This is a genomic window from Paenibacillus sp. GM2 (genome assembly GCF_900069005.2).
Classification (GTDB): Bacteria; Bacillota; Bacilli; order Paenibacillales; family Paenibacillaceae; genus Fontibacillus.
The window spans coordinates 2088207-2112519 of the sequence record NZ_LN831279.1; the positions used below are offsets into that span (position 1 = coordinate 2088207).

Consider the following 24313-nt stretch of genomic DNA (forward strand, 5'->3'; position numbering starts at 1 on the left):
GAACCAGAGTTATTATTGTACTTATCCGGTGCAAAAATTTTACTATTTTAATCGAAGAGGGAGTTTAATTGTTATTGACGACTTCAGTAATCTTCTGATCAATACTGTCGATCGTCTTATCGATGTCCTGCTTATTCATCAGATACAGTTCTGCTTCAGGGATTACCACATTTTTCGCTTCGTCCGCATATTTGGCAGGAACCGAAGCAGATCCAGGCATAGAATTCTTCATCGTGTATTTCAAAGATTCCACATTAATCTTCGAAGGATCCTTGGACGAATTTACGATCGTATCTACCAGCTTATCCGTATCGGATTTAGCCCAGCCGGAGAATACTCTTCCGCCAATCTCCAATCCCTGGGAGGTATACCATCTAACAAATTGATAGGCAGCTTCTTTATTTTTGGATTTTGACGCTACCGCCATATAAGTCGGTTGAACCGGAGAATAGTGCTGGCTTTCTCCTTCCAATTTAGGAAGCGGTGCAAATACCGTTTCAAAAGTAGCCGGGATGGCATCCGTACCTCCGGATTCCGCTACCATCCAGTCGCCGATTGGCAGCATGGCTGCAAGTCCGTTGAAATATTGGTTACGATAAGCTAGCTTCTGCGAAATAATGTCCTCATATGGATTTGCGCTCTTATCCTCATACATCATTCTTTTCATCATTTCAAGGTTTGACTTCAGGAGCGGGTCCTTGGCATTCGAGGTTCCATCGTTCTTCAGGAACGTATTGTCAGAAGGCTTGCTCATCAACTGCAATTGGAAATAATCCGGCCAGTTGTGAAGATAAGCACCAAATCGTTTCTCAGCGCCTTCCCCTTTGGTCAAGGTCTTCGCATATTGCTCGAAATCCTTCCAGGTCCAATCCGTTGGTACTGGCAAGCCTGCTTCATCCAGCATCGACTTGTTCAAAATAACAAACCAGCGTTGCATCGATGATGGAAGCGCATAAATCTTGCCGTTCACATGCGTATCTACCAAGTATTCATCCTCATATTTGTAGCCATCTTTCGCGATATAATCATCCAGCGGTTCGAACAAGCCGATATCCGCACGTTGAGTATAATTCGTATAAGGCAATTCCACGATATCCAGCTGATCATTTGATGCGGCCATCAGATCCAGCTTTTGCATCGAAGCTACCGAATCGCCCTTTTCATTCAGAAGATCCAGCTCTACTTTAATGTTCGGGTGCTCTTTCTCAAACTCAGGGATGATCTTGCTCCATTGTGCTTTTGCATCCGTCTGCCATGTGCTAAGCTTCAGCGTAACCTGCTCTGTCGCCGGCTTATCTCCGGAGTTGTTCGCACCATTCGCCTGTGGTTCCGTATTTTTTGCATTACCGCCACCGCAAGCTGTAACCGTTAGAGCAAGAGACAAGCTTAACAACAATACTGACCATCTTTTCATCCTCATATAGACCCTCCTCTAAATACTATAGCTACTTAAGCGACTTCTTAAAGCTGAACTTAAGAATCTGCAGGGAACATTTCACCCGAAGCATTCTTCTGTACAATCATCCGTTCAACTTTTCTTTAGTAATCGCTTACATCAACAGCCTACCATACTCAAATTGGTTTCGAAGTTTCCTATTTTTACGGAAGCGAAACTATTTTGACTTCCTTATCCCTTCACACCCCCCAGCGAGATTCCCTCAATAACCTGCTTCTGACCGATGGCAAAAATAATCAGCAACGGAAGAATAGCGGATACCGCCCCGGCCATCATCAAGGAATAGACATCTCCGTATTGATCCCCAAATAGTCTGATCCCAAGCTGAACCGTAAACAGCTCTTTTGATTTCAGGAAAATCAACGGGTATTGGTAATCATTCCAGGTCCAGATAAAACGAAGGATGGCATAGGTAGCCACGCCTGGGCGAATGAGCGGCAAAGCGATTTGCCAGAAGGTGCGGAAGTAACCCGCTCCGTCCATTTTCGCGGACTCAAGATACTCATTGTTAACGCCCATAAAGAACTGCTTCAACATGAAGGCTCCAATAATGCTGAAGCTGTTAAGCAAGATAAGACCCGTATGCGTGTTGATCAGATCGAACCAATTGAACAGTAAAAATTGCGGCACCAATGAAGCCTGAGGCGGTACCATGTACAGGGCAAGTACAAATACGAACATCGTATCCCTGCCCCAGAAGCGTAATTTGGAGAAGCCATAGGCCGCTAATGCGCAGACGATAACATTGATAACCGTCGTTGTGATGGTGATGTATATCGAGTTCCAGTAATAGCGCAGAAACTGACCGCTCCATACAGTTCTATAATTCTCTATAAGGTTCCAATGCTTCGGAATCCATTCAATCGGAAATTTAAATACATCCGTCTCGGGCTTAAAGGAAGTTGACAGCATCCAAATGAAAGGCAGTACGAATAAAATTCCGATCAGCGCCATGACGATCGTCCATATTAGTTTCGACATATTGATTTTCAATTTGAGTACCTCCTCTCGTTGAGTTATTAATAATTAACCCATTTTTTCTGGGCCAGCATTTGCAGGGTTGTAATGATGAGGCAGATGACAAACAGAACCAGCGCCATGCTCGAGGCGTAACCCGTCTTTAATTGGTTAAAGGCCGTATCATACAATTCATAGACGATAACCGTCGTAGAATTGGCCGGTCCCCCTTGTGTCAGCACCTGAATCAGATCGAAAATTTTGAACGTACCGATGATCCCTGTAACTAATAAGAAAAATGTCGTAGGCGATACGCAAGGCAATGTAATGCTGCGGAACTTCACCCATGCGTTTGCCCCATCAATCTCGGAAGCCTCATAGAGATCCTTAGGAATGGATTGCAATCCGGCTATGTAAATAATGATGTTGTAGCCGAGCATAATCCATAATTGAATCATCATCAGCGACGGCAGGGCATAATCGATATCGGCAAGCCACTTTGGCGGGTTATTTACGCCAAGCGAGATCAGCAAATTGTTGACCGGCCCCAGCGACGGATGGAACAACACCTGCCATACCATGGCTATAGCGACGATACTCGAAATATATGGAAGGAAATACACTACTTTAAAGAAACCCTTCATATAAATATGTTTATCGATCAGAATGGCTAGGAATAGTGCAACAATCATGGTAATTGGAACAATGATGACGAATATTAAATTGTTGACCAGGCTCTTCATGAACACGCTATCGTGAATCAGCTTTTCGAAATTGCCTAACCCGGCAAATTTCATAGCGCCGATTCCGGCAACAAAGTTCCAATTCGTGAAACTAAGCAGCAAGGAACCAATCACCGGAATCAAACTTAAAATGATCAGTCCCAGCATTAAGGGAGTGACAAATAAATACCCGGCGATCTGCTCCTTTATCCCCATGCTGAGCTGTAAGGATTTTTTGGACTGCTTCATTCTCTCTCCTCCTTGGCAGTTGTCTAGCAAATGTAGTATCTGTTGTACTTTCATTGTAAGAAAGCGCACTCTGCCTCATAAGAAATAGAAATGTGCATTTTGGAACGAATTTTACCTTTTGTTATTCAGAGCGGCATGATTTTAATAAAAAATATATTTTACAATCCCCAAAATTCGGAGTAGTATATGATCTTGGAAATTTTTAAATAGCCTAAAACAGCTTGTTTACGGGCAAAATGGAGTCACATTACATCGCTGGTGGTGCTTAACATGTTATCTGCAATTAAAAGGCTGCTTATTGGCCGACCTTTAAAATCCAATGAACTGGGGGAACAAAAGCTTAACAAGACAAAAGCCTTGGCGATTCTGTCTTCTGACGCCTTATCATCCATCGCTTATGGTCCGGAGCAAATTTTGCTCGTACTGATTACCATTAGTGCAGCAGCGCTCTGGTATTCCGTTCCAATCGCTATCGGGGTACTTATTCTGCTGCTGGCTCTTGTCTTATCGTATAGACAGATCATTTTCGCTTACCCGCACGGGGGCGGAGCGTACGTAGTTTCGAAGGATAATCTGGGGGTTAATCCTGGACTGCTTGCTGGAGGAGCTTTGCTCGTTGATTATATATTAACGGTTGCGGTTAGTATCTCAGCCGGAACGGATGCCATCACTTCCGCTTTTCCCGAGCTTCACCCTTACAATGTAGGTATTGCCTGCTCCCTGGTCCTCATCATTACGATTTTAAACCTGCGTGGAATTACGGAGTCGGCCTCTATCCTCGCATATCCTGTTTATATTTTTGTATTCGCCGTCTTTATCATGATCGGAACGGGAATTTTCAAGACATTATCCGGAAGCCTCGTACCGGAGCATCCTGCAGCTCTTGGCACTCCTGTGACCGGAATCAGCCTCTTCCTTCTGCTTCGGGCGTTTGCTTCAGGAAGCTCGGCCTTGACCGGGGTCGAAGCTATATCGAATGCGATTCCGAACTTTAAAGATCCCGCGCCCAGAAACGCAGCCAAGACGCTGGCCGCAATGGGAATACTGCTTGCCTTTTTGTTTAGCGGAATTATTTTCCTCGCTTATACTTATGGCATTGCTCCAAAGGGCCAAGAGACGGTCGTCTCGCAGATTGCCGCCATGACCTTTGGCAGAAACTTTATGTACTATTTCATTCAAGCGGCTACTGCGCTGATTCTAGTGCTCGCTGCCAATACCGGATATTCCGCTTTTCCGCTGCTCGCCGTCAATTTGGCGAAGGACAAATATATCGCCCGCATGTTCACCGTTCGGGGAGATCGCCTAGGCTACTCTAACGGGATTTTATTTTTAGCAGTAACTTCGATTCTGTTAATTGTCATGTTTAAGGGCGAAACTTCCCAACTTATCCCTCTGTATGCCGTAGGGGTATTTATTCCCTTTACACTAGCTCAGAGCGGAATGATGATGAAATGGATTCGTGAGAAGCCGGATGGATGGATTACAAAGCTAAGCATTAATGCAATTGGAGCTGTAATCAGCTTTACGGTCATGATGATCTTCTTCATTACCAAATTCCCGCAGGTCTGGCCTGTGTTCATTTTTCTGCCATTGATCGTTTTCATTTTCCACCGGATTCATAACCATTATGAGGCTGTCGGAGATCAATTAAGAATTACTTCTTATATGGAAGAGAATCCGATTAAAGGCAATGTCATTATCGTACCTGTCGCGGGGATTACCCATGTGGTAGAGAATTCATTGAATTATGCCAAATCCCTGAAACCGGATCAGATTTTTGCCGTCTACGTGGCCTTTGACAGAGAAACGGAGAAACAATTCGAGGCCAAATGGTGCCAGTTCCAACCGGATATTCGCTTGGTTACTTTGCATTCTCATTATCGGAGCATCATTAATCCGTTATCCAAATTCATCGATACGGTGGAGCATAAGGCCAGTGAGGACAATTACCGGGTAACTGTAGTGATTCCGCAATTTATTCCCAAGAAAAGCTGGCAGAACATTCTTCATAACCAGTCAAGCTTGTTGATACGCGCCTTCTTGCTCTACAGAAGGAACATCATTGTCACTACGGTTCCTTTCCATTTGAATAAATAACAAAAATTAATGCCCGCAACTTATCCCGTTGCGGGCATTTCAATGACATCTATCTATATATGAATCAAGCTTCCGACACAACGGTAAAGCGTTCGTTGATATGGGCAGGATGCTCGATCTCATCTACCACTGCGATTGCAAAATCCTCATAGCTGACATAACTGTCTCCTTTGGAGTTGACAAGCAGATGATCCTTCCCTGTCTGGTAAGCCCCAGTCCGTCTGCCGATTGCAAAGTTGGCCGATGGGCTCATGAAAGTCCATTTGATCAAATCGGTTGCTTGTAAAATCTCCAGATTCTTTCCTTGATTTGATGCCGTCGGAAGGAAGATATCCGGAAATCCCGGAGTATCCATCACTCGGGTTGTCTTCGCTTCGTCCACATACAGGCTGCCTGCTCCGCCAACTATGATCAGTCTCGTGTTCGGCGCTCCCTTCAGCGCTTCAATCAGCACGTTGCCGGCATCAACATGAAGATGCTCCTGGCCGGCCGGCGCCCCAAACGCATTGACTACAACATCAAAGCCCTTTACATCTGCTGCAGTTAACTCAAATACATCTTTCTCGATTACAGACACATTTTTATTGTCCAATTTGGAAGCATTACGCACGATTGCAGTTACCTCATGTCCGCGTTCCTGCGCTTCCTTCATAATACGACTGCCTGCTTTGCCTGTTGCTCCTACGATTGCGATCTTAGCCATTGTTATTACCTCCATTTATTGATGATATTTATATAGTAAGTTCTAACCAGCAATACTTAAGACCCTGACTGAACAACGAGACGAATACCGATTCCAAATGGATCAGTAAGTTCAATGAACCCGGCACCATGCTGATAGGTTACATCGGCATCATGCAGACGTCTCACTATATCTTGGGCAGCCTCCTGATCTGGAAGCGTTATGGTAAAATAGCGCAGCCCCGTGGCATCCTCCGGGTTCGGAGGCGCCCCGGCACCCGCCCATATATTTAATCCGATATGGTGATGATACCCACCGGCCGAAATGAATAGTGCATCATGTCCATAATGAGCAACAATATCGAAGCCCAGAACCTCCGTATAGAACTGTCTGGCCCGGTTCAGATCGCCAACATGGAAATGGACATGTCCGATCTTGGTTCCTGCCGGCAACCCACTCCACTCCGCCTGCTGTGACAGGTCCAGCAATCCTTCAATATCAACAGGGTCCGTAGTCATCTTATACTCACCCTGTTCATCTCTTAACCATGTCTCGCGCGGACGATCGGCATAAATCTCAATACCGTTACGGTCCGGATCATTCAGATACAGCGCTTCGCTGACGAGATGATCCCCTTGACCGACTGGAATTTGATGTTTAATCAGGTTGCGCAGGGCCAAGCCCAGAGAGACCCGATCCGGAACGAGAATGGCAAAATGATATAGACCGGATACACTTCTGCCTTGCAGCACATGATATTGTTCACTCTCTTCCAGAATAAGCAGAACCGTCTTGCCATCAGCGGTAAGCTCAGCCAGTTGACCCTCTCGGCGCAGCAATTGGAGCCCAATCACTTCCTGATAGAAACGCAGCGAACGTTCTAAATTCGTAATCTTCAAACTTACAATCCCGATCTCTGCTTTAGGATGAATCGTTGCCTTCATTTCTATCCCTCCTTCTATCTATAATTGTTTAATGTAATCATTTCGGTTACAACACCTGTAATCATTATAGTTACAACTGTTTTTGTTGTCAATCATTAATTTGAGCTTAAGCTATGCAAGCCTGCAAAAAAGGAACCCGATCGCATATAAATGCTCCCGGGTTCCTCTTGGATTAATGGATGTTATGTTATATATCAGAAAGACTAATATCTAACTCTCTATTTTTAAAATAGTATTTTTCGTCTTTCTCCCCAATTTCGCGCACAACCCGACATGGCACTCCAAATGCAACCACATTTGCAGGAATATCATTCGTCACAACACTTCCTGCCCCAATTACTGAATGATCGCCGATGGTTACCCCCGGCAGTATTTGAACGCCTGAACCAATCCAAACATTGCTTCCTATATGTACAGGAAGATTATATACGTAATTTTGTTCCCTCAATACCGGTAAAATAGGATGGCCTGACGTAGCAATGACAACATTCGGTGCAATCATGCAATGATCTCCTACATAAATATGCGCATCGTCCACAAGGGTTAAATTAAAATTACAATATATCCCGCTTCCGAAATGCACATGATGACCACCCCAATTGGCATGTAATGGGGGTTCTATATGACAACCCTCGCCGATTTCTGCAAACATCTCCTTTAGCAGCTGCTGTCTCCTCGTTTGCTCTAAAGGTCTGGTGCTATTGTAATCATAAAGCTTCTCCATAAATTTAAGCTGTTCTCCCATAATTGCAGGATCATCATAACGGTATACCCGTCCTTTTTCTTTTCTCTCTTTCTGGGTCATACTATGGGTCATCACATGCTCCTCCTTTTTAGCTAATATCAAAATTGTATTTTATTATGCTTGGAACTTCTACAAACATCGACTATATTTATATCAAAATCGTATTTATATAAAAGAGGTGCAACGATGTCTTCACCCTTGGAAGTGTTCTCGGATTTATCGGAGCGGCTGCATTATAATCGGCCCGATTTCCCTCTATATGTTCATAAAGATCAATTGCTTCGATACGGATACGCCGCCGCATGTCACTGGCACCCGGATTTAGAGTTTATTTATGTACTGGACGGAGCAATGGATTTTTTTGTGAATGGAAGAATAGTTCATTTAGAGGCTCATCAGGGTATTTTCGTGAACAGCAAACGCATGCACTACGGATTTTCCGCAGATAGAGCAGATTGCACTTTCATTGCCGTTGTGATTCATCCTGTGTTGCTTTCTGAAAATTCGCAGCCTGTCAAAGTATATCTGGACGAGAAGTTCGGATTGGAAACCGAGAACTTCATTCTGATGACTCCCCGAATCGATTGGCAGCAGGAAGCTTTGGTCCTACTTCGCCAGATTTATGATGAGATGTTTAGCGATACCTGCAATCCATTGCGCTTGCTTGCGCAAGCCGTACTCCTTTGTGCCAATGTGGGAGAGCATATTCAGCAAGCTGCCACGTATGGTGCGAATGATCAAGCACAGACTTTAGTCTGGAAAATGACCGGATTCATTCACCAGCATTATGACAGGAAGATTACGCTTGATGATATCGCAGCCTCCGGGGCTGTGTGCAGAAGCAGATGCTGTGAATTGTTCAATAAATACATCGGCCAAACCCCGAATACCTATTTAATGAATTATCGGATCGCCAAAAGTTATGATCTGTTATGTGAAACAAACCGAACGATTTGTGAGATAGCGTTAACATGCGGCTTTCAAACCGCCAGCTATTTTTCATATGTATTTCGTAGAGAGACAGGCTTAACGCCCCAAAATTACCGTAAGCAACTGCTCTCGGCCCTCTGAATGCCTCGAAGTATTTGAAGCATCCCGCCGCCTAAGAGTACCTTGCATTTCAAACATATGAAAATCACCGGCATAGCCAGAGCCATGCCGGTGATAATTTGATTTATTCCAATCCCCCTACTATCGCAGGAGGCTGAGTATTTATAATAATCGGATATTGTGGTTCCTTCATTTATGATTCACAGACATTAATTTCCTTGCCACCGATATCCTCAACAATATCCTGGAGCGTCACCTTCGCCAAGGCATCCTCCATCGCCTTCTGCGCTGCCGAGAAAATCGGCTCAATCGACGACTGGATATTCCTACCCACCGGACAGTCGGGATTCGGCTTCTCATGCACAGAGAACAGGCCATCCTCTTCCACAACATGCACGGCCCGGTATACATCAAGCAGGGTGATCTTCGAGATATCGCGGGCCAATTTAGCTCCGGCAACGCCCGGGCGAACATTGGCAAGACCGGCCTTGCTAAGCATGCTCATAATACGGCGAATAACGACTGGATTGGTGTTAACACTACCGGAAATATATTCTGAAGTAGAGACGCCATCTTTGTTCAGCTCGAGCAGTGACAATATATGAATAGCCACAGCAAATCTTGAACTGATCGTCATAGAGTATCTCCCCCTTTCGTCATCCATTGTAACAATGATAGTTACACTAACATGAAAATGTCAATAGTTTGTTGTAAAACGCAGCAATCATCCTTATAGATATTCGCCTATTATAGTCGATCCAGCAAGATCATCATATGCTCCAGCAAGGAAGCAAAGTCGTCCGCAATCTCCTCGCCGAATTTGCGGTGGAATTGCAGCGACACCTTCAACAGATGTGGAGCTTGCTTATCCCCGTAAGCCGTTCTGATCTCCAGTCTCGGCTGGTAGCAAGCGCCCCAGATCTCCTCGATCAATCGGATGATTTGCTTGCATTCTTCTTCAGGATCATGAATCGGGATAGAAAATACAGGCTGGATCGAGCAGCCCGGTTTATGGCCGTCCAGCTCCAGAATTTCGCTGGCTAAATCCGCTGTATCGGCCCACAGGCGAAGCTCTGCATGAATATGCTCCTTCTCCGGCAGACAAAATCGCAGGGAGTAATAGCGTGACATCGTAGACAATTCTATACGATCATGGCGGCCGATGACCAGAACCTGTCCGCTCAGGTCTAGATCATATACGGCCCCCTCCATCACAACCTTCAAATTTTCAAATATCGTCGGGTCAAACATGTTATACAACGACTCCCTCTCTAATCGGGATGTCCCTCCATCCCGTTAGTCTCCATCCTTTCTATTATACATTGTGCAGCAGCATTCTACATTAACCCGCTTGTCCGCAGAAAAAAAGAGCACATGGCCCCTTACAATAGGCGAAAGTACTCTTTAATCCGATCTATGCGCTTAGCTTCCATTGCTGAACTGACGATTATTCGTAGATAATCATATCGCGGAGTTGCTTGGCTAAATCAATGTACGGTCCCTCGGATAAATTATCAAATCCGAGATGGTTGGCCCGCATGCTTAATAACCGATCTCCTGGAGTAACGCCGAATTGCTTCCATGTTTCCTCCGGCAGGTGTATATACCGATCCTTGTCCAGATACGCCCAGCAGAAAAGCCGATGCTTAAACGTAACAGCCTCACCCGCAGGAACCGTAAAATTTTGTACCTGTGGCACATTATTAAAAATTGCGGCGAGCGGAGAGTTAGAAATCCTCTCCTTACAGAGAACGCTGAAGCCTTTCAGCGTATTCCGGCCAGACATTAGAATGACGTTGGATTCAGTAGTAATATAGTATTCCTGCAGGGCTTGATCCGACAGGCAGAAGGAGCCGTCAGGGAGTATTTTGCTCCAGGCGTAGAAATACTTCCCTGCTTTGGCGGTAACCGCCATAAATACCATCCCCCCGAGAGTTAATTCGATTAAGCGTTTGTTCAAAATCATGCGCTTTTGAACACCTACTATTTAGTAAATTAATCATCTCTTATGATGCCGGGATGGAGATATGATATTGATCACGGTTACATGATAAAAAGCTCACACCAATTATGATTTATGGATGTTGTATACTTTAAAGGCACGAATAGCAATTATTTTCATCATCATATATACCGGTATGGCCAACAGCATCCCCAGAATTCCGGCAAAATCACCGGCAATCAACAACAGAATAATCGTTGTTAATGGATGGATATTAATGGTCCTGCCATAGATATAGGGCGAGATCAAATTTGCCTCGATCTGATGCGATACTACTACGACTACAATGACCCATATCACCATAGCCGGAGAAATAGTAAAGGCAACAATAACGCTAGGTATGGCTCCCAATAATGTTCCAAAATAAGGGATAAAGCTGAACAGGCCCATAACTAACGAGAGCATTAGTGGATAAGGCAGGCCTATAATCCAGAAGCCAACCAGGCTCATCACGGTAAGAACAACAGCATCGATCATCCGTCCTGCAATAAAACCTCGCAGCATGCCATCAATTTCCTGCAGAACCTGATCCCCATCTTCATGGTATTTGCTCGGAAGCGCACTGACCAGCATCGGTCTGACCCGACGATCTTCCTTTAGCATGTAGTACAACATAATCGGTACCGTACCGACTACGATAACAAAGTCATTCAAAAAGCTAAAAACATGCGATATGTAGCCGCTGGCTGCTTGAATCGCTGAGTTGGCATACTCCATTAGCTTATTCGTAATCGACAGATCCGATTCATTGAACATGGAGAAATAGCGATTTTCCCGGATTTCATTCATCTGTGCTTGTAGTCCGTTAATCAGTTTCGGCACATTATTAATGAACTCGGTAATCTGATGCTCCAGCGGTGGCCAGACAACGACCAGAAAGACCGTAATTACGCCCGCAAACATGAGGTAGATCAGCAGAATCGACAGAACCCGATTCATCCGCTTCTCTTCCAAATAGATCACGATCGGACGCAGCAGGTAATACAGGAAAGCAGAAATTGTCAGCGGAACGATCAGTATTTGAACCAAGGTAACAATTGGATTAAAGATAAAGCTGACCTTGGATAATAAATAGATGATCGTTAACGCCATAATAATACCAAGACTTCTTCGGTAGTACGGTTTATCCATCAAGGGCTGTCACCTCAGTCCTTTCGCAGAATTACCCTATTCTTCTACTGAATATGTATTCCAGGCTGCGTCCAGCAGACCATCGAACCATTCGTCGTCCTGCTCGATCCGTTCATCTACCGCCAGAAGCTCTTCTTCGTCCCCTGATTCCTTGGCAAAATGAAGGCTGTAATCCCAGTCCCGACTGTTCTTGCTGAAAAATGTAATCTCATAATTCGCCTTATGTGAGTCAATCTGAAAAATCGTCTTGCCTACATAAGTCCCATCTTCATTTTTATACATCTCGGATTGTAGTACATTAAAATTCATTATGGTTTGCTCCTTTATTTCATGGATTCGATATTCCCATAGTTTTCAATTATAATCATTATTCGAGGTAGAAGCACCTCCTTACTGCAATATCGTAACATTTTTTTGATCAATAGCAATAACCACAATGATGAGGTGAAGATTGATTGTCACAGCGAAAAAAAGCACCGCGCTCTCTGACACCGGCCGAAATCTTATCCTACGGCTTCAGCATTATTATTATCATTGGCGCATTTCTGCTATCTCTGCCCATTTCCTCCGTGAACGGGCATAAGTTGAATTTGGTAGACGCCTTCTTCACAGCTACCTCGGCTACTTGTGTAACCGGACTGGCTGTTGTAGATACTGGCGTCCATTTTACATTGTTTGGTCAGATCGTTATCCTCTTACTTACTCAACTGGGCGGTCTGGGCTTCATGACCTTCGGAACGTTGATTGCTCTTGCTCTGAACCGACGGATTACACTCAAGGATCGTCTCGTACTGCAGGAAGCGATCAATTACAATTCCATGGACGGCCTGCTCGCACTGATACGCCGCGTCATCTACTATACGATTACGATTGAAGGCACCGGGGCTCTGCTGCTGGCTGCCCGCTGGGCTATGGAGATGCCGCTTGGCAAGGCCATGTATTTCGGTATTTTCCATAGTATATCGGTATTCAACAACGGTGGCTTTGATCTGTTCGGATCCTACTACAGTTCTAGCGGATTTGGTCATTTTCGCAATGATCTATACATAAATATCGTTGTTATGATGCTTATTTTCCTCGGCGGTATAGGGTTTATCGTCATTCATGATCTGCTGCAGTACCCTAAATCCAAAAAATTATCTCTGCATTCGAAGATTGTATTAACAATGTCGGGTTGTCTGATCCTGGTCGGTGCGCTCGTTATTTTCGCCATCGAAATATTCAATCCCGCTACCCTTGGAGAATTGCCGCTAGGTCAGCAAATATCGGCGGCTTTCTTCCATTCCATCAGTTCCAGATCCGGAGGGGTCAGTACGGTAGATGTCAGCAGCATGAGCCATTCCACCCAATTTTTCATCGTGCTGCTTATGTTTATCGGTGCGGCTCCCGGTTCGACTGGTGGAGGAATCAAAGTCACCGTCTTTGCGATTCTGCTCGGGGCAGTGTATTCCATGATCCGCGGCAGGCAGGATATCGTCTTCTTTAAAAAGCGACTGCCCCAGGAGTCGATTCTGCGTGCTATTACGCAGACGTTGATGGCCCTGTCTCTGGTCATCTCCGTATCGATGGTATTGTCGGCATTGGAGGATCGAGAGCTTCTTCCCCTTCTGTTCGAGACGACCTCCGCCTTCGCAACAACGGGGCTTAGTCTCGATTTGACGCCAAAGCTAACCATGATTAGCAAAATTATACTTTGCTTTGTGATGTTCATCGGACGGATTGGACCTTTGACACTAGCCTACGCGATAAGGCCAAAGCCCAAGAAGGACCTGTTGCGCTATCCGGAAGGAAAAATTACCATCGGTTAAATAAATCCTCGTTCTTGTTGGATAGTAACGGTAATTCGTAGTATGATAATAGAATAACCCTTTTTAATTGGAGGAGTAACTATGGCTATTGAGAATTTTCAAGAGAAACTGCAGAAGTATGCCGAACTAGCTGTCAAAATCGGTGTAAATGTGCAAAAGGGCCAGGCCCTGATCGTCAATGCTACTATTGATTCTGCAGAACTTGTGCGTATTATCGTGAAACAGGCCTATGAAGCAGGAGCCAGAACAGTCAAAGTGAACTGGAGCGATGATACGATCACTCGCCTTCGTTACGACATGGCCGCTGAAGAATCGTTCCTCGATGAGCCTAAATGGTACGCTGGTGAAATGCTTGAACTCGTTGAGAACGGCGCTGCTGTACTTCACGTCATCTCCTCTGATCCGGACCTTCTTAACGGTGTATCAACAACACGGATTACAAACCATCAGAAGACCTACGGAGCTGCCATGAGCAAGTACCGCGCATTACAGATGGCGGACAAGTTCAGTTGGTCCATCGTTGCTGTTCCTTCCCCATCCTGGGCCGCTAAGGTCTTCCCGAACTTGCCGGAGGACAAGCAGGTTGAAGCGCTATGGGAAGCCATTTTCCGCACGGTTCGCCTCGATCAGCCAGACCCTGTCGCTGCATGGCGCGAGCATATCAAGACATTGTCAGAGAAAGCTGATTATTTGAACAACAAGAAATACAAGAAATTGCATTATATCGCACCAGGAACCGACCTGACGATCGAGCTGCCAAAAGGACATCTGTGGGTTGCTGCCGAGAGCATCAACGCCCAGGGCAATACGTTCCTGGCTAACATGCCTACAGAGGAAGTATTCACCGCTCCGCAAAGAGATGGTGTTAACGGCACCGTATCAAGTACGAAACCGCTAAGCTACAATGGCAACATTATTGACGGCTTCAAATTAACCTTTGAGAACGGCCGTATCATCGACAGCTCTGCCCAAGTTGGCGAATCCGTTCTGAAGCATCTGATTGAACTGGACGAAGGCTCCCACTATCTTGGTGAAGTGGCGCTGGTTCCTCATGGTTCACCGATCTCCCAATCGGGTATCCTGTTCTACAACACGCTGTTCGACGAGAACGCCTCGAACCATCTGGCGATCGGCAACGCTTATGCCTTCAACCTGGAAGGCGGCAAAGCAATGAGCAAGGATGAGCTATTTGAAGCCGGATTGAACTCCAGCTTCGCCCATGAAGACTTCATGGTCGGCTCCGGCGAGATGGACATCTTCGGAGTAACCGAAGACGGCCAGGAAGAACCAATCTTCAAGCAAGGCGCTTGGGCGTTCTAAATAATGCTCTTGAGCCATGTGCATTCACACGGTCGTATGGGGTTGTCTCCCAAGTCGATTATCCGACTTGGGGACAGCCCCTTTTTTGCGTCAAAAGTGGGGGATTCACGGGACTTAAGATACCGTTTTTTGCGCCACAAAGGCGGGGGAATACACAGGGAATTGGGGCGCCGTTTTCGCGCCAATGACGTGGGCTGCACGGGGACTGGGACTCCGTTTTTTTCGCCAATGACGGAGATTCATGGGGACTGAGGACTCCGTTTCACCAAGGACAGGGATTCACGGGAACTGAGGACTCCGTTTTTCACCAAGGACAGGGATTCACGGGAACTGGGACTCCGTTTTTCGCCAAGGACAGGGATTCACGGGAACTGGGACTCCGTTTTTCACCAAGGACAGGGATTCACGGGAACTGGGACTCCGTTTTTCACCAAGGACAGGGATTCACGGGGACTGAGGACTCCGTTTTCGTGCCCTAAAGGCGGGGAATACACAAGGCTTGGTACTCCCCTTGTTGCGCCGGACCAATCGGACATGGTTGACCGTTAACATGCTTCCCCAATACGGTCGTCCCCCTATACCGGACAATAATGTCCATTACAGGGGCATTATGACGAATTGGGAGATCATCACGCCAATTTCTTTATACGGCTAACGGAAATTAGAGCCCTTATTTTCGTAAAATAAGGCCATTTGAATTTCTAACGGAACTGGGGTACGTTATTAGACCAAAAATAAGGGATATTACTCGGATCTAGCCCAAATAACGTCCCTCATTTCCGTTAGAATTTGTAACCTGCTGATTTCGGCCATTTAGCGGATCATATTTCCGTTAGCAGTGCGACTTAGTATGATTGAGTCGTTAGGGGCGATAAATGTAATAAGCGAATGAGGGCGATTGATGCGTTAGGAACAGTTGGTGGGTAAGTAGATAATGCGGTAAAGACGGTAAGTGCGGTAGGGGAGATTAGGGGAGATAAGTGCGGAGTGGCGTGAATAAGTACGATAAGAGTGATAAGTGTGTTGTGATAAGCGAATGAGGGCAATGTAGGAGATGGGAGCGTTGGAAGCTATCATGGTAACCCTAAAATTCCTGACGCATAAACTTGCTGAATTTCATTATACGGCTAACGGAAATCAGAGCCCTTATTTTCGTAAAATAAGGCCATTTGGATTTCTAACGGAACTGGGGTACGTTATTAGACCAAAAACGAGGGATATTACTCGGATCTAGCCCAAATAACGTCCCTCATTTCCGTTAGAATTTATAACCTGCTGATTTCGGCCATTTAGCGGATTACATTTCCGTTAGCACTGCGAACTTAGCTCTTAAGGCTCAGTTTTAACACTTTGGCTTTGCGCCTTGTTTTCAACACTATATTTCTATACTATATTTCTACACTTAGCTTCTACACTTTTGCTTCTACTCTAACCTCTGCACCCAGCTTCTGTAGTTCACTTTTACTCTAACATCTACATCTAGCTTCTGCTCATCATCTCCCACCCTACTCTCCGTACTCAGCTTCCACACTTTACTTTTGCTCTACTCCTACCCCCTGCTTCCAACTTCAAGTTTACTCTAACACCTACACCTAGCTTCTGCTCATCATCTCCCACCCTACTCTCCGTACTCAGCTTCCACACTTTACTTTTGCTCTACTTCTACCCCTGCTTTTACACTTCAATTTCACCCTAACACCTAAATCTAGCTTCTGCTCATCATCTCCCACCCTACTCTCCGTACTCAGCTTCCACACTTCACTTTCACTCTACCTCTACCCCCTGCTTCCAACTTCAAGTTTACTCTAACCACCTATACACTCTAGCTTCTGCACGTCATCTCCCACCCTACTCTCCGCACTCAGCTATCACACTTCATTTTTACTCTGCTTCTAAGCTACTGCATTTTATTTCTACTCTACTCTCCGCACCTAGCTTCTAACTTTGAAGCTCCACACTAAACTGCTATCCTAACTCCAGCGCCCTACATTTCACGCAGAACTCGCTCCTACCTGCCACCATATGCTACGGAATCAAACGAGTTTGAAGATGTTATCGTAGACGGTAGGCTTGATTTCCTACCGAGGGGTTCTGATAGAGCGTCAACCTATGATGACTCAGGGGCGCCGGAGTCAGGAGCCAATACCGCCGCTACTGATCTTAAACCAAATGGCAGGCTACATGATGATCGCTGCCCATATTGCGGAATTGCGGAGCCTCGGATTTGCAGCGTTCTACGGCGAACGGACAGCGGGTATGGAACTTGCAGCCTGCTGGCGGATTGGCTGGACTCGGTATATCCCCCTTCAACACGATTCTCTCTCGCTTCAGCTTCGGAATCGGAATAGGCACCGCTGACAGCAAGGCCTTCGTGTAGGGGTGCAGCGGGTTCTTGAACAGCTCGTCTCGCGGTGCTGTCTCCATCATCGTACCGAGGTACATCACGCCGATCCTCGTGCACAAATGCTCTACTACACTCAGATCATGCGAGATGAACAAATAAGTTAAGCCGCGTGTCTCCTGCAAATGGCGAAACAGATTAATGATCTGCGCCTGAATCGAGACATCCAGCGCCGATACAGGTTCATCAGCAATGATCAGATCCGGATTCAGCACAAGCGCGCGGGCGATCCCGATCCGCTGCCGCTGACCGCCGGAGAATTCATGCGGGAAACGATCGATATGATAAGATGACAGGCCGCAGGAGGCCAGCACCTCCTCCACCCGTTCCCTCACCTCCCCCGCCGGTACAAGGCCATGATCGATTAGCGCTTCGCCAATCGCATCGCCGACACGTACCCGCGGGTTCAGCGAGCTGTACGGGTCCTGGAAGATCAGCTGCAGCCGCGGGCGAATTTTGCGCAATTCCTGCGGGGATAAGCCATATAAGTCCTGGCCCTGGAAGATAACGTCCCCCGACGTCTTTTCCGTCAGGCGTACAATGCTCTTGCCAACCGTGCTCTTCCCGCTGCCGGATTCCCCGACCAATCCGAAGGTTTCGCCTGGATTAATTGCAATATTTATATCATCAACGGCCCGCACATGACCCACGGTACGGTTCAAAAGACCGGATTTGATTGGAAAGTACTTCTTCAAATTATTAACTTCTAATAACGGCTTAGACATGAACCGCCGCCTCCTTTTCGTACAGCCAGCAAGCGACCTTCTGCTCCGTACCAAGCTCCCTCAGCTCAGGTCTGCGAACTTTGCAAATCTCCATGCAATGCTCACAGCGATCATGGAAATAGCAGGATTCCGTCAGCTCCAGCGGATTTGGCACCTGCCCCGGAATCGAGTACAGCTCATCCTGCCGCTGATTCAGAATCGGCTTGGCCCGCAGCAAACCCTGGGTGTACGGATGTTTCGGATTCGCGAACAATTCGGTAACCTCGCCTTCCTCTACAACCTTGCCGGAATACATCACGATGACATAATCGGCCATCTCGGCAACAACGCCGAGATCATGCGTAATCAGCAGGATCGACATGCCTGTCTCTTCCCGGAAATTACGCAGGATGTCGAGAATTTGCGCTTGAATCGTAACATCCAGCGCCGTCGTTGGCTCATCAGCGATCAATAATTTCGGCTGACATGAGATCGCGATGGCGATCATAATCCGCTGCAGCATACCGCCGCTAAGCTCATGCGGATAAGAGTCCGCAATCTGTCCAGCGCGCGAAATGCCCACCTGCTCGATCAATTCGATCGCCCGCTTGCGCGCCTCTTTCTTGCTCATCCGCAGATGTTCGATCAGCGGCTCCATGATTTGCTGCCCGATGGTCAGCACCGGGTTCAGCGAAGACATCGGCTCCTGGAAGATCATCCCGATCTCTTTGCCACGGATAACCCGCCGCTCGTTCTTGTTCAATTGGAGCAAATCCGTTCCGTCCAGATCGATCCTGCCACCCACAACCTTCCCGTTCGGACCTTGAATCAGGCCCATGACCGACATCGCGGTTATGCTCTTTCCGCAGCCGGACTCACCTACGATACAAACCGTCTCTCCCTTACGTACTTGCAGGCTGACATCATCAACCGCCTTCACAGTACCTTCCTCTGTATAGAAATGAGTGCTTAAATGTTCGATATCGAGCAAATGCTTTGCCATGATGACAGCCACCTACCTTTTATTTTTGGGGTCCAACACATCTCGAAGTCCATCACCAAAAATATTGATAGCAATGACGGTGATGAAAATACACAGGCCTGGCGGAATCCATAGCCAAGGCCTCTCTTGGAAATCGATCAGATTGTTGGCTGAATCGATCATATTCCCCCAAGTGGGAGTTGGCTGAATGACACCCAATCCGAAAAAGCTCAGCACCGATTCCATCAGGATTGATCCCCCAATATTTAGCGTAGCAATAACGATTAGTAACGGTGTAATATTCGGCAGCAAATGATGAAATAGCTTGCGGCGATCCCGCAAACCAAGCACAATCGTCGCCTGCATATACTCGCGTTCACGCAAGCTAAGCATCTCGCCCCTGACCAACCTGGCCAGACCCGGCCAGCCTACGAAGCTGAGCATGATCATCACGATGTACATCCGATAGTCGGTCGGAACCTTCCAGGCGGACAACATCGCGCCGGCGATGAACAGCAGCGGCAGACTGGGAATCGTCAGCAGCAGATCGGCGATCCGCATAACAATTTGATCAACAACACCGCGGTAATACCCGGCGATCGCTCCCAGCAAAGAGCCGATAAATACCGACAGAACCATCGACGCGAATCCAACGGTCAAGGAAATACGGCCCGCTAGCATCACGCGAGTCAGAACATCGCGGCCAAGCTGATCTGTTCCCAGCCAGTGCTTGGCGCTAGGCGCCTTATTCATCATCGCCAGATTGTTATGATTGCCCGAATACGGCGAGAAGAGCGGGCCAATAAAGCAAAGCAGGATCATAAAAATAACAATGACAAACCCGCTAACCGCGAGCTTGTTCCTCAATAGACGTTTTAGGGACTGCCTCCACAGCGAAGACTTCACGGCCGTTGTCTTGACCGGTGCCTTCGCCCCTCCGGAGGCCAGATTACCACTCAGAGCTGACATAGGGTGTACGACCTCCTTATAGTTTCACTCGTGGATCAGCCAATTTGTAGAGCAGATCCGACAGCAATGTTCCGATCACGGTCAGAATAGCAATGAACATCGTGAAGCCCATCAGCAGCGGATAATCCCGCGATGAGAAGGAGGACATATAAAGCTGTCCGATCCCGGGCCAGTTGAATATTTTCTCGATGATCAAGGAACCGCCGAACAATGCTGGCAGCTCGAAGCCGACCAGCGTGATCGCCGGAAGCAAGGCGTTGCGCAAAGCGTGAGTGAACAGTACCTTACGCTCCTTAAGCCCTTTGGCGCGGGCCGTACGAATATAATCCTGCTTGATCACATCGATCATATTGCTGCGGAAGTAACGGGTTAAGGACCCGAGACTAAGCAGCGTCATAACTACGACCGGCAGCGTCATATGCTGAACGACTTCCTTCACATAAGCAAATCCGGTCGCATTGCTCCCAGTCGTCGTCATACCTCCCGGAGGCAGCCACTTCAAATCGACAGCGAAGCCCTTAATCAGCAGCAAACCGATGAAGAAGGACGGGATCGACATCGCGGCAAAAATGACAACCATAATGAGCGAATCAAACCAGGAATATTGCTTGTATGCTGCGATAACGCCAATGATGACCGAGATCAGCCAAGTAAAGAAAGTGGAGACGATCGCCAGCAGGAAGGAGTTCCATATATATTCATTAAAAAGCTGGAGAATCGGCTTCTGCTGTGCCAGAGAATAGCCGAAGTCTCCATGGAAGGCGTTCTTCATCCAAATCGCATATCGTTCAAGAACCGGTTTATTCAGCCCGTAAATTTGCCGAAGCTCCTCTTTACGCTCAGGACTAAGCTTCAGGTTGCCGCTGATAAAATCGCCAGGCGTAAAAGCGTACAAGCAAAAAATGAGCAGCGACGCGGCAAACAGAATGATAATCATATAAGTGAGACGTTTAACAAGATATGTGCTCATGATCGGCTCCTTATGATGCATCCCCCATACTGTCAGACAGTACAGGGGATGAGTGGATTAATAATTTATTTCAGAGACCAATGATTAACATCCTGGAATCCTGCGAACGGATTGTTGATCACCCCGTCCAGCCGGCCATTGTACGCATAATAGCTCTTTCTGTAGCTTGTAAAAATAACCGGCAGCTCGTCGTTCAAAATTTTGTACATTTCCGCATAATACTGCTTCCGCTGCTCCGTATCGCTTGTAGAGAGCGCTTCATAATACAGTTCCTTCACCTGCGGATTGTCATAACCCTTGATTTCTCCATTGATGAACTGCTGCACACCGTCGGAAGGATCGCTCAGAATTGGCGTGGAGAAGGATACGAGATCATAATCCCCGCTTTCATACTTAGCAACCAAGGCGTTGAAGTCCGCGAATACCTCAGGTTGGAAATCGATGCCGATCTCCTTGAAGTTCTCTGTAGCCACCGCAATAAAAATATCGGTAGCCGGGCTCTTGCTGCCCAGGAAGTGCAGAGTCAGCTTCTTGCCGTCCTTCTCGCGGATTCCATCCGAACCAACAGTCCAGCCGGCGTCATCCAGGGTTTGCTTCGCTTTTTCCGGATCATAAGCATAAGGATTGATTCCATCTTCGGTGTAAGACCAAGAGATTGGAGCTGTAGGAATATTCGCCACTTGCCCTGCTCCCTGGTTGGCATCGACATAAATCCCCTGACGATCCAATCCGTAGGCGAGCGCTTGACGCACATTTTTATCCTTATAAGCTTCATGCTCCAGATTGACGCCCAGATAGCCATATACACTCGGAGTGTAAGGAACGATATTCAAGTACCCCATATCTTTCAGCTTCTTCAGATTGTCCTGTGTGGCTGTAAAGGAACCATAATCTACTTCCCCGGTCTCCAGGTACTGCCAGGTATCCCCTTCAGAGGTTTTGTAAATGAAATGCTCCGTCTTCGGCTTGCCCAGGTAGAAGTATTCATTGGCTACCATGCGAACTTCCTGGCCCGGAATGAATTTCTCCAGCTTGTAAGGACCGTTGCCCACCGGATTTTCATGCAATTTCTTGATGTATTCCAGATCGCCGAATTTATAATCTTTGCCATAATACGCTTTGGACAGAACCTCGCCGCCGAGTACAATCGGTGCTGTGGCAATAGGCTTCTCCAAAGTAACGGACACGGTGAGCGGATCAACAACTTGAATTCCCTCGATAGTGGTGGTCTTGCCATCTTTGTAATCCTGCCCGCCTTTGATCCCGATCGAAGGAATGATCGAATCGCCATCATAAGCTTTGTCATATAGCAAAGTCCAGGTAAAAGCTACGTCATCCGCGGTCATCGGAGAACCGTCGCTAAATTTCAGATCTTTGCGCAGATGGAAGGTGTAAGTAAGCTGATCACCGGAAATATCCCAGCTTTCTGCAAGCTCCGGAACGGCCAGCCCCTTGTCATCCTGTGTGACGAGTCTGGAGTACAGTAGCGAAGATACATTGCCGTCATAGCCGCTTTGTTGAAAATAAGGTGTGAAGGCACCGCTTGGATTCGTCAGGCCAACAATAATTGTATCTGTACGCTTCTGGGCCAGCGCTGGCAACTTTGCCATATCGCTCGCGGCAATCGGCTGATTCGCATCGACAGCACTGTTCTCCGCATTTGAATTGCTGGAATTGCCGGATACGTTGCCGGTTCCGGTATTTGCCGTATTCCCCGCATTATCGCTCGAGCACGCGGACAATAGCAATGAACCCGCCAATATTAATGAAGTTAACAAAATTGCACTTTTTCTCATGAGACCTCTCCTGCCCCTCTTGAAAATATAATTTTGTAAATCCTTTAAATATTAAGCATATGTAGAATTTCGATTATTCCGACAAACTAACTATGCTTTGAAACTGTTAGTGTTTATTATAAGTACGTTCATCAGTTCTGTAAAGAGAGAACTGATAAAGAATTCTTATATTAACGAAACCTCAAGAAATATAAGTAAAAAAATAGCCTCTCCCTCGCATCTGCGAGAAAAAGGCCGTCTGCTATTTTTCAATATAATCGAGTAATTTGCTCTGAATTTCATTCAGCGCTTTGCGGCGCAAGCTATATTCCGTCACGGTCTCGCCCTGAAAATGCACATAAATAAGCCCGGCGCTGCGCAGTTTGGCAATATGATCATGGGTGATCCCTTTGGACAAATTCATTTCACGCACAATTTCGATGAAACTGCGAGGTCCATGATGCAAATAACGAAGTATTCTTAAGCGGCTCTTCTCCGATAGCGCCCGGATTGTACGAAAATCATGCGTTGGCATAAAATCCTCTTCTCCGATATCCGTCCTGGACGAATAGTGACAAAACAGCACATCTCCGTATTGCATGATGACATTCATCGGCTGGAAATGATATTGCGGGACGAGAAGCAGCTTGTCCACTCCGGAGACAGGTTCAAACACCAAGCCATTTGTCGTCTCATCAATAAATGCTTCCTGCCTAATATGTCCCATAGCCGTTCGTCTCTCTTGATCATGGGCGAGCAGGGCTTCGTGAATAGCCGGATCAGATCGTTCGAAGTATTGCCGGTTCCATTCGCTGAAAACCGTGATCATTCTCTGCTGGAAGTCCCCCATATTCGTTGGGAACTGATTGCCGTATGGCGCAAACAATTCATAGAGATCCCCGACAGACATATTCTGCAGCCAAGCGATTACCTCTTCGATCTCATTCATTCCCGTCGAGAGCAAAATGAGCAGGTATGAGAATTTCCAGTCTCCATTCACTTCTAACTCATCGAGCATCGCGGACAATTCGGGAGTAAGCTGTTGTTTAATTTTTTGAGCCCAGTTTGGTGTCAGATCAATTTTTTTGTGAGATTTTCGGCATATATAGCTATGTAGGCTGCTGATAAATTCAAATTTGCGACTATACTGCATGTCTAAATGGTATGACACCTTTTCACACTCCCTTAGAGGTTGCCCAAAAAGTTCCCTTCTCCGTCCCTAGCTCCATCCAATAAAGAAAGTACATTGGAAGTGTAACCCTGAGTACTGGAAGTCTGACTTATTGAACCTACTCTTATCAATAAATTCTAAATTCTGCTAGAAACTTCTAGTTTTTATGCTGTAATCG

Annotated in this window: 21 protein-coding genes; 4 read left to right on the top strand and 17 right to left on the bottom strand. The window is 46.6% G+C overall.

Annotated features, from left to right (window positions below):
• Positions 1-64 precede the first annotated feature (64 nt).
• From BN1360_RS19125 to BN1360_RS19135, 3 genes are all read right to left on the bottom strand, one after another.
• Positions 65-1414, bottom strand: coding sequence for an ABC transporter substrate-binding protein (locus BN1360_RS19125; protein WP_229521051.1), 1350 nt, complete (start codon positions 1412-1414; stop codon positions 65-67).
• Positions 1415-1627: 213 nt separating this feature from the next.
• Positions 1628-2437 (bottom strand): carbohydrate ABC transporter permease, encoded by an 810-nt coding sequence (locus BN1360_RS19130; RefSeq protein WP_068781521.1) that lies wholly within the window; start codon positions 2435-2437, stop codon positions 1628-1630.
• Between the two features lie 38 nt (positions 2438-2475).
• Entirely contained in the window at positions 2476-3384 is a 909-nt protein-coding gene (locus BN1360_RS19135) for a carbohydrate ABC transporter permease (RefSeq protein ID WP_068781412.1), read from the bottom strand.
• Positions 3385-3654: 270 nt separating this feature from the next.
• Between BN1360_RS19135 and BN1360_RS19140 the strand changes: the two genes are divergently transcribed.
• On the top strand, positions 3655-5481 hold the full coding sequence (locus tag BN1360_RS19140) for an APC family permease (protein ID WP_068781413.1): 1827 nt from the start codon (positions 3655-3657) through the stop codon (positions 5479-5481).
• A gap of 64 nt (positions 5482-5545) precedes the next feature.
• Here BN1360_RS19140 and BN1360_RS19145 read toward each other — a convergent pair whose 3' ends face one another.
• From BN1360_RS19145 to BN1360_RS19155, 3 genes are all read right to left on the bottom strand, one after another.
• On the bottom strand, positions 5546-6184 hold the full coding sequence (locus tag BN1360_RS19145; RefSeq protein ID WP_420707911.1) for an NAD(P)-dependent oxidoreductase: 639 nt from the start codon (positions 6182-6184) through the stop codon (positions 5546-5548).
• 56 nt (positions 6185-6240) lie between these two features.
• On the bottom strand, positions 6241-7107 hold the full coding sequence (locus BN1360_RS19150) for a VOC family protein (RefSeq protein WP_068781415.1): 867 nt from the start codon (positions 7105-7107) through the stop codon (positions 6241-6243).
• Positions 7108-7294: 187 nt separating this feature from the next.
• Complete coding sequence (locus BN1360_RS19155; RefSeq protein WP_229521052.1) at positions 7295-7924, bottom strand: sugar O-acetyltransferase; 630 nt, start codon at positions 7922-7924, stop codon at positions 7295-7297.
• Between the two features lie 114 nt (positions 7925-8038).
• Here BN1360_RS19155 and BN1360_RS19160 point away from each other — a divergent pair, with 114 nt between their 5' ends.
• Entirely contained in the window at positions 8039-8923 is an 885-nt protein-coding gene (locus tag BN1360_RS19160) for a helix-turn-helix transcriptional regulator (RefSeq protein ID WP_068781416.1), read from the top strand.
• 172 nt (positions 8924-9095) lie between these two features.
• Here BN1360_RS19160 and BN1360_RS19165 read toward each other — a convergent pair whose 3' ends face one another.
• The 5 genes from BN1360_RS19165 to BN1360_RS19185 all read right to left on the bottom strand — a co-directional run bounded on the left by BN1360_RS19165 (position 9096) and on the right by BN1360_RS19185 (position 12344).
• Positions 9096-9539: an Rrf2 family transcriptional regulator gene (locus tag BN1360_RS19165; protein ID WP_068781417.1), complete on the bottom strand. Its 444-nt coding sequence runs from the start codon at positions 9537-9539 to the stop codon at positions 9096-9098.
• A 110-nt stretch (positions 9540-9649) separates the two neighbouring features.
• On the bottom strand, positions 9650-10162 hold the full coding sequence (locus tag BN1360_RS19170) for a hypothetical protein (protein ID WP_148466611.1): 513 nt from the start codon (positions 10160-10162) through the stop codon (positions 9650-9652).
• Between the two features lie 187 nt (positions 10163-10349).
• Entirely contained in the window at positions 10350-10868 is a 519-nt protein-coding gene (locus BN1360_RS19175; RefSeq protein ID WP_229521053.1) for a hypothetical protein, read from the bottom strand.
• Positions 10869-10970: 102 nt separating this feature from the next.
• A complete protein-coding gene (locus BN1360_RS19180; protein WP_068781419.1) occupies positions 10971-12035 on the bottom strand; it encodes an AI-2E family transporter in 1065 nt (354 codons plus the stop codon).
• A 36-nt stretch (positions 12036-12071) separates the two neighbouring features.
• A complete protein-coding gene (locus BN1360_RS19185) occupies positions 12072-12344 on the bottom strand; it encodes a hypothetical protein (protein ID WP_068781420.1) in 273 nt (90 codons plus the stop codon).
• Positions 12345-12490: 146 nt separating this feature from the next.
• Here BN1360_RS19185 and BN1360_RS19190 point away from each other — a divergent pair, with 146 nt between their 5' ends.
• Positions 12491-13843 (top strand): TrkH family potassium uptake protein, encoded by a 1353-nt coding sequence (locus tag BN1360_RS19190; RefSeq protein WP_068781421.1) that lies wholly within the window; start codon positions 12491-12493, stop codon positions 13841-13843.
• 87 nt (positions 13844-13930) lie between these two features.
• Entirely contained in the window at positions 13931-15163 is a 1233-nt protein-coding gene (locus BN1360_RS19195) for an aminopeptidase (RefSeq protein WP_068781524.1), read from the top strand.
• A 2160-nt stretch (positions 15164-17323) separates the two neighbouring features.
• Here BN1360_RS19195 and BN1360_RS19200 read toward each other — a convergent pair.
• The 6 genes from BN1360_RS19200 to BN1360_RS19225 form a co-directional block, all read right to left on the bottom strand.
• Positions 17324-18289 (bottom strand): ABC transporter ATP-binding protein, encoded by a 966-nt coding sequence (locus BN1360_RS19200; RefSeq protein ID WP_068781422.1) that lies wholly within the window; start codon positions 18287-18289, stop codon positions 17324-17326.
• Positions 18282-19271, bottom strand: coding sequence for an ABC transporter ATP-binding protein (locus BN1360_RS19205; protein ID WP_068781423.1), 990 nt, complete (start codon positions 19269-19271; stop codon positions 18282-18284). Before BN1360_RS19205 ends, BN1360_RS19200 begins: the two co-directional genes overlap by 8 nt.
• A 12-nt stretch (positions 19272-19283) precedes the next feature.
• Positions 19284-20219 carry an oligopeptide ABC transporter permease gene (opp4C, locus tag BN1360_RS19210; RefSeq protein WP_068781424.1) on the bottom strand — a complete coding sequence of 312 codons (936 nt, stop codon included), beginning with the start codon at positions 20217-20219 and terminating at the stop codon, positions 19284-19286.
• A 16-nt stretch (positions 20220-20235) separates the two neighbouring features.
• The gene (locus tag BN1360_RS19215) at positions 20236-21189 is read right to left on the bottom strand and encodes an ABC transporter permease (RefSeq protein WP_068781525.1); all 954 of its coding nucleotides are present in this window, start codon (positions 21187-21189) and stop codon (positions 20236-20238) included.
• Positions 21190-21254: 65 nt separating this feature from the next.
• A complete protein-coding gene (locus BN1360_RS19220; protein ID WP_068781425.1) occupies positions 21255-22985 on the bottom strand; it encodes an ABC transporter substrate-binding protein in 1731 nt (576 codons plus the stop codon).
• A gap of 241 nt (positions 22986-23226) precedes the next feature.
• The gene (locus BN1360_RS19225; protein ID WP_229521054.1) at positions 23227-23982 is read right to left on the bottom strand and encodes an ArsR/SmtB family transcription factor; all 756 of its coding nucleotides are present in this window, start codon (positions 23980-23982) and stop codon (positions 23227-23229) included.
• Between the last annotated feature and the right edge of the window lie 331 nt (positions 23983-24313).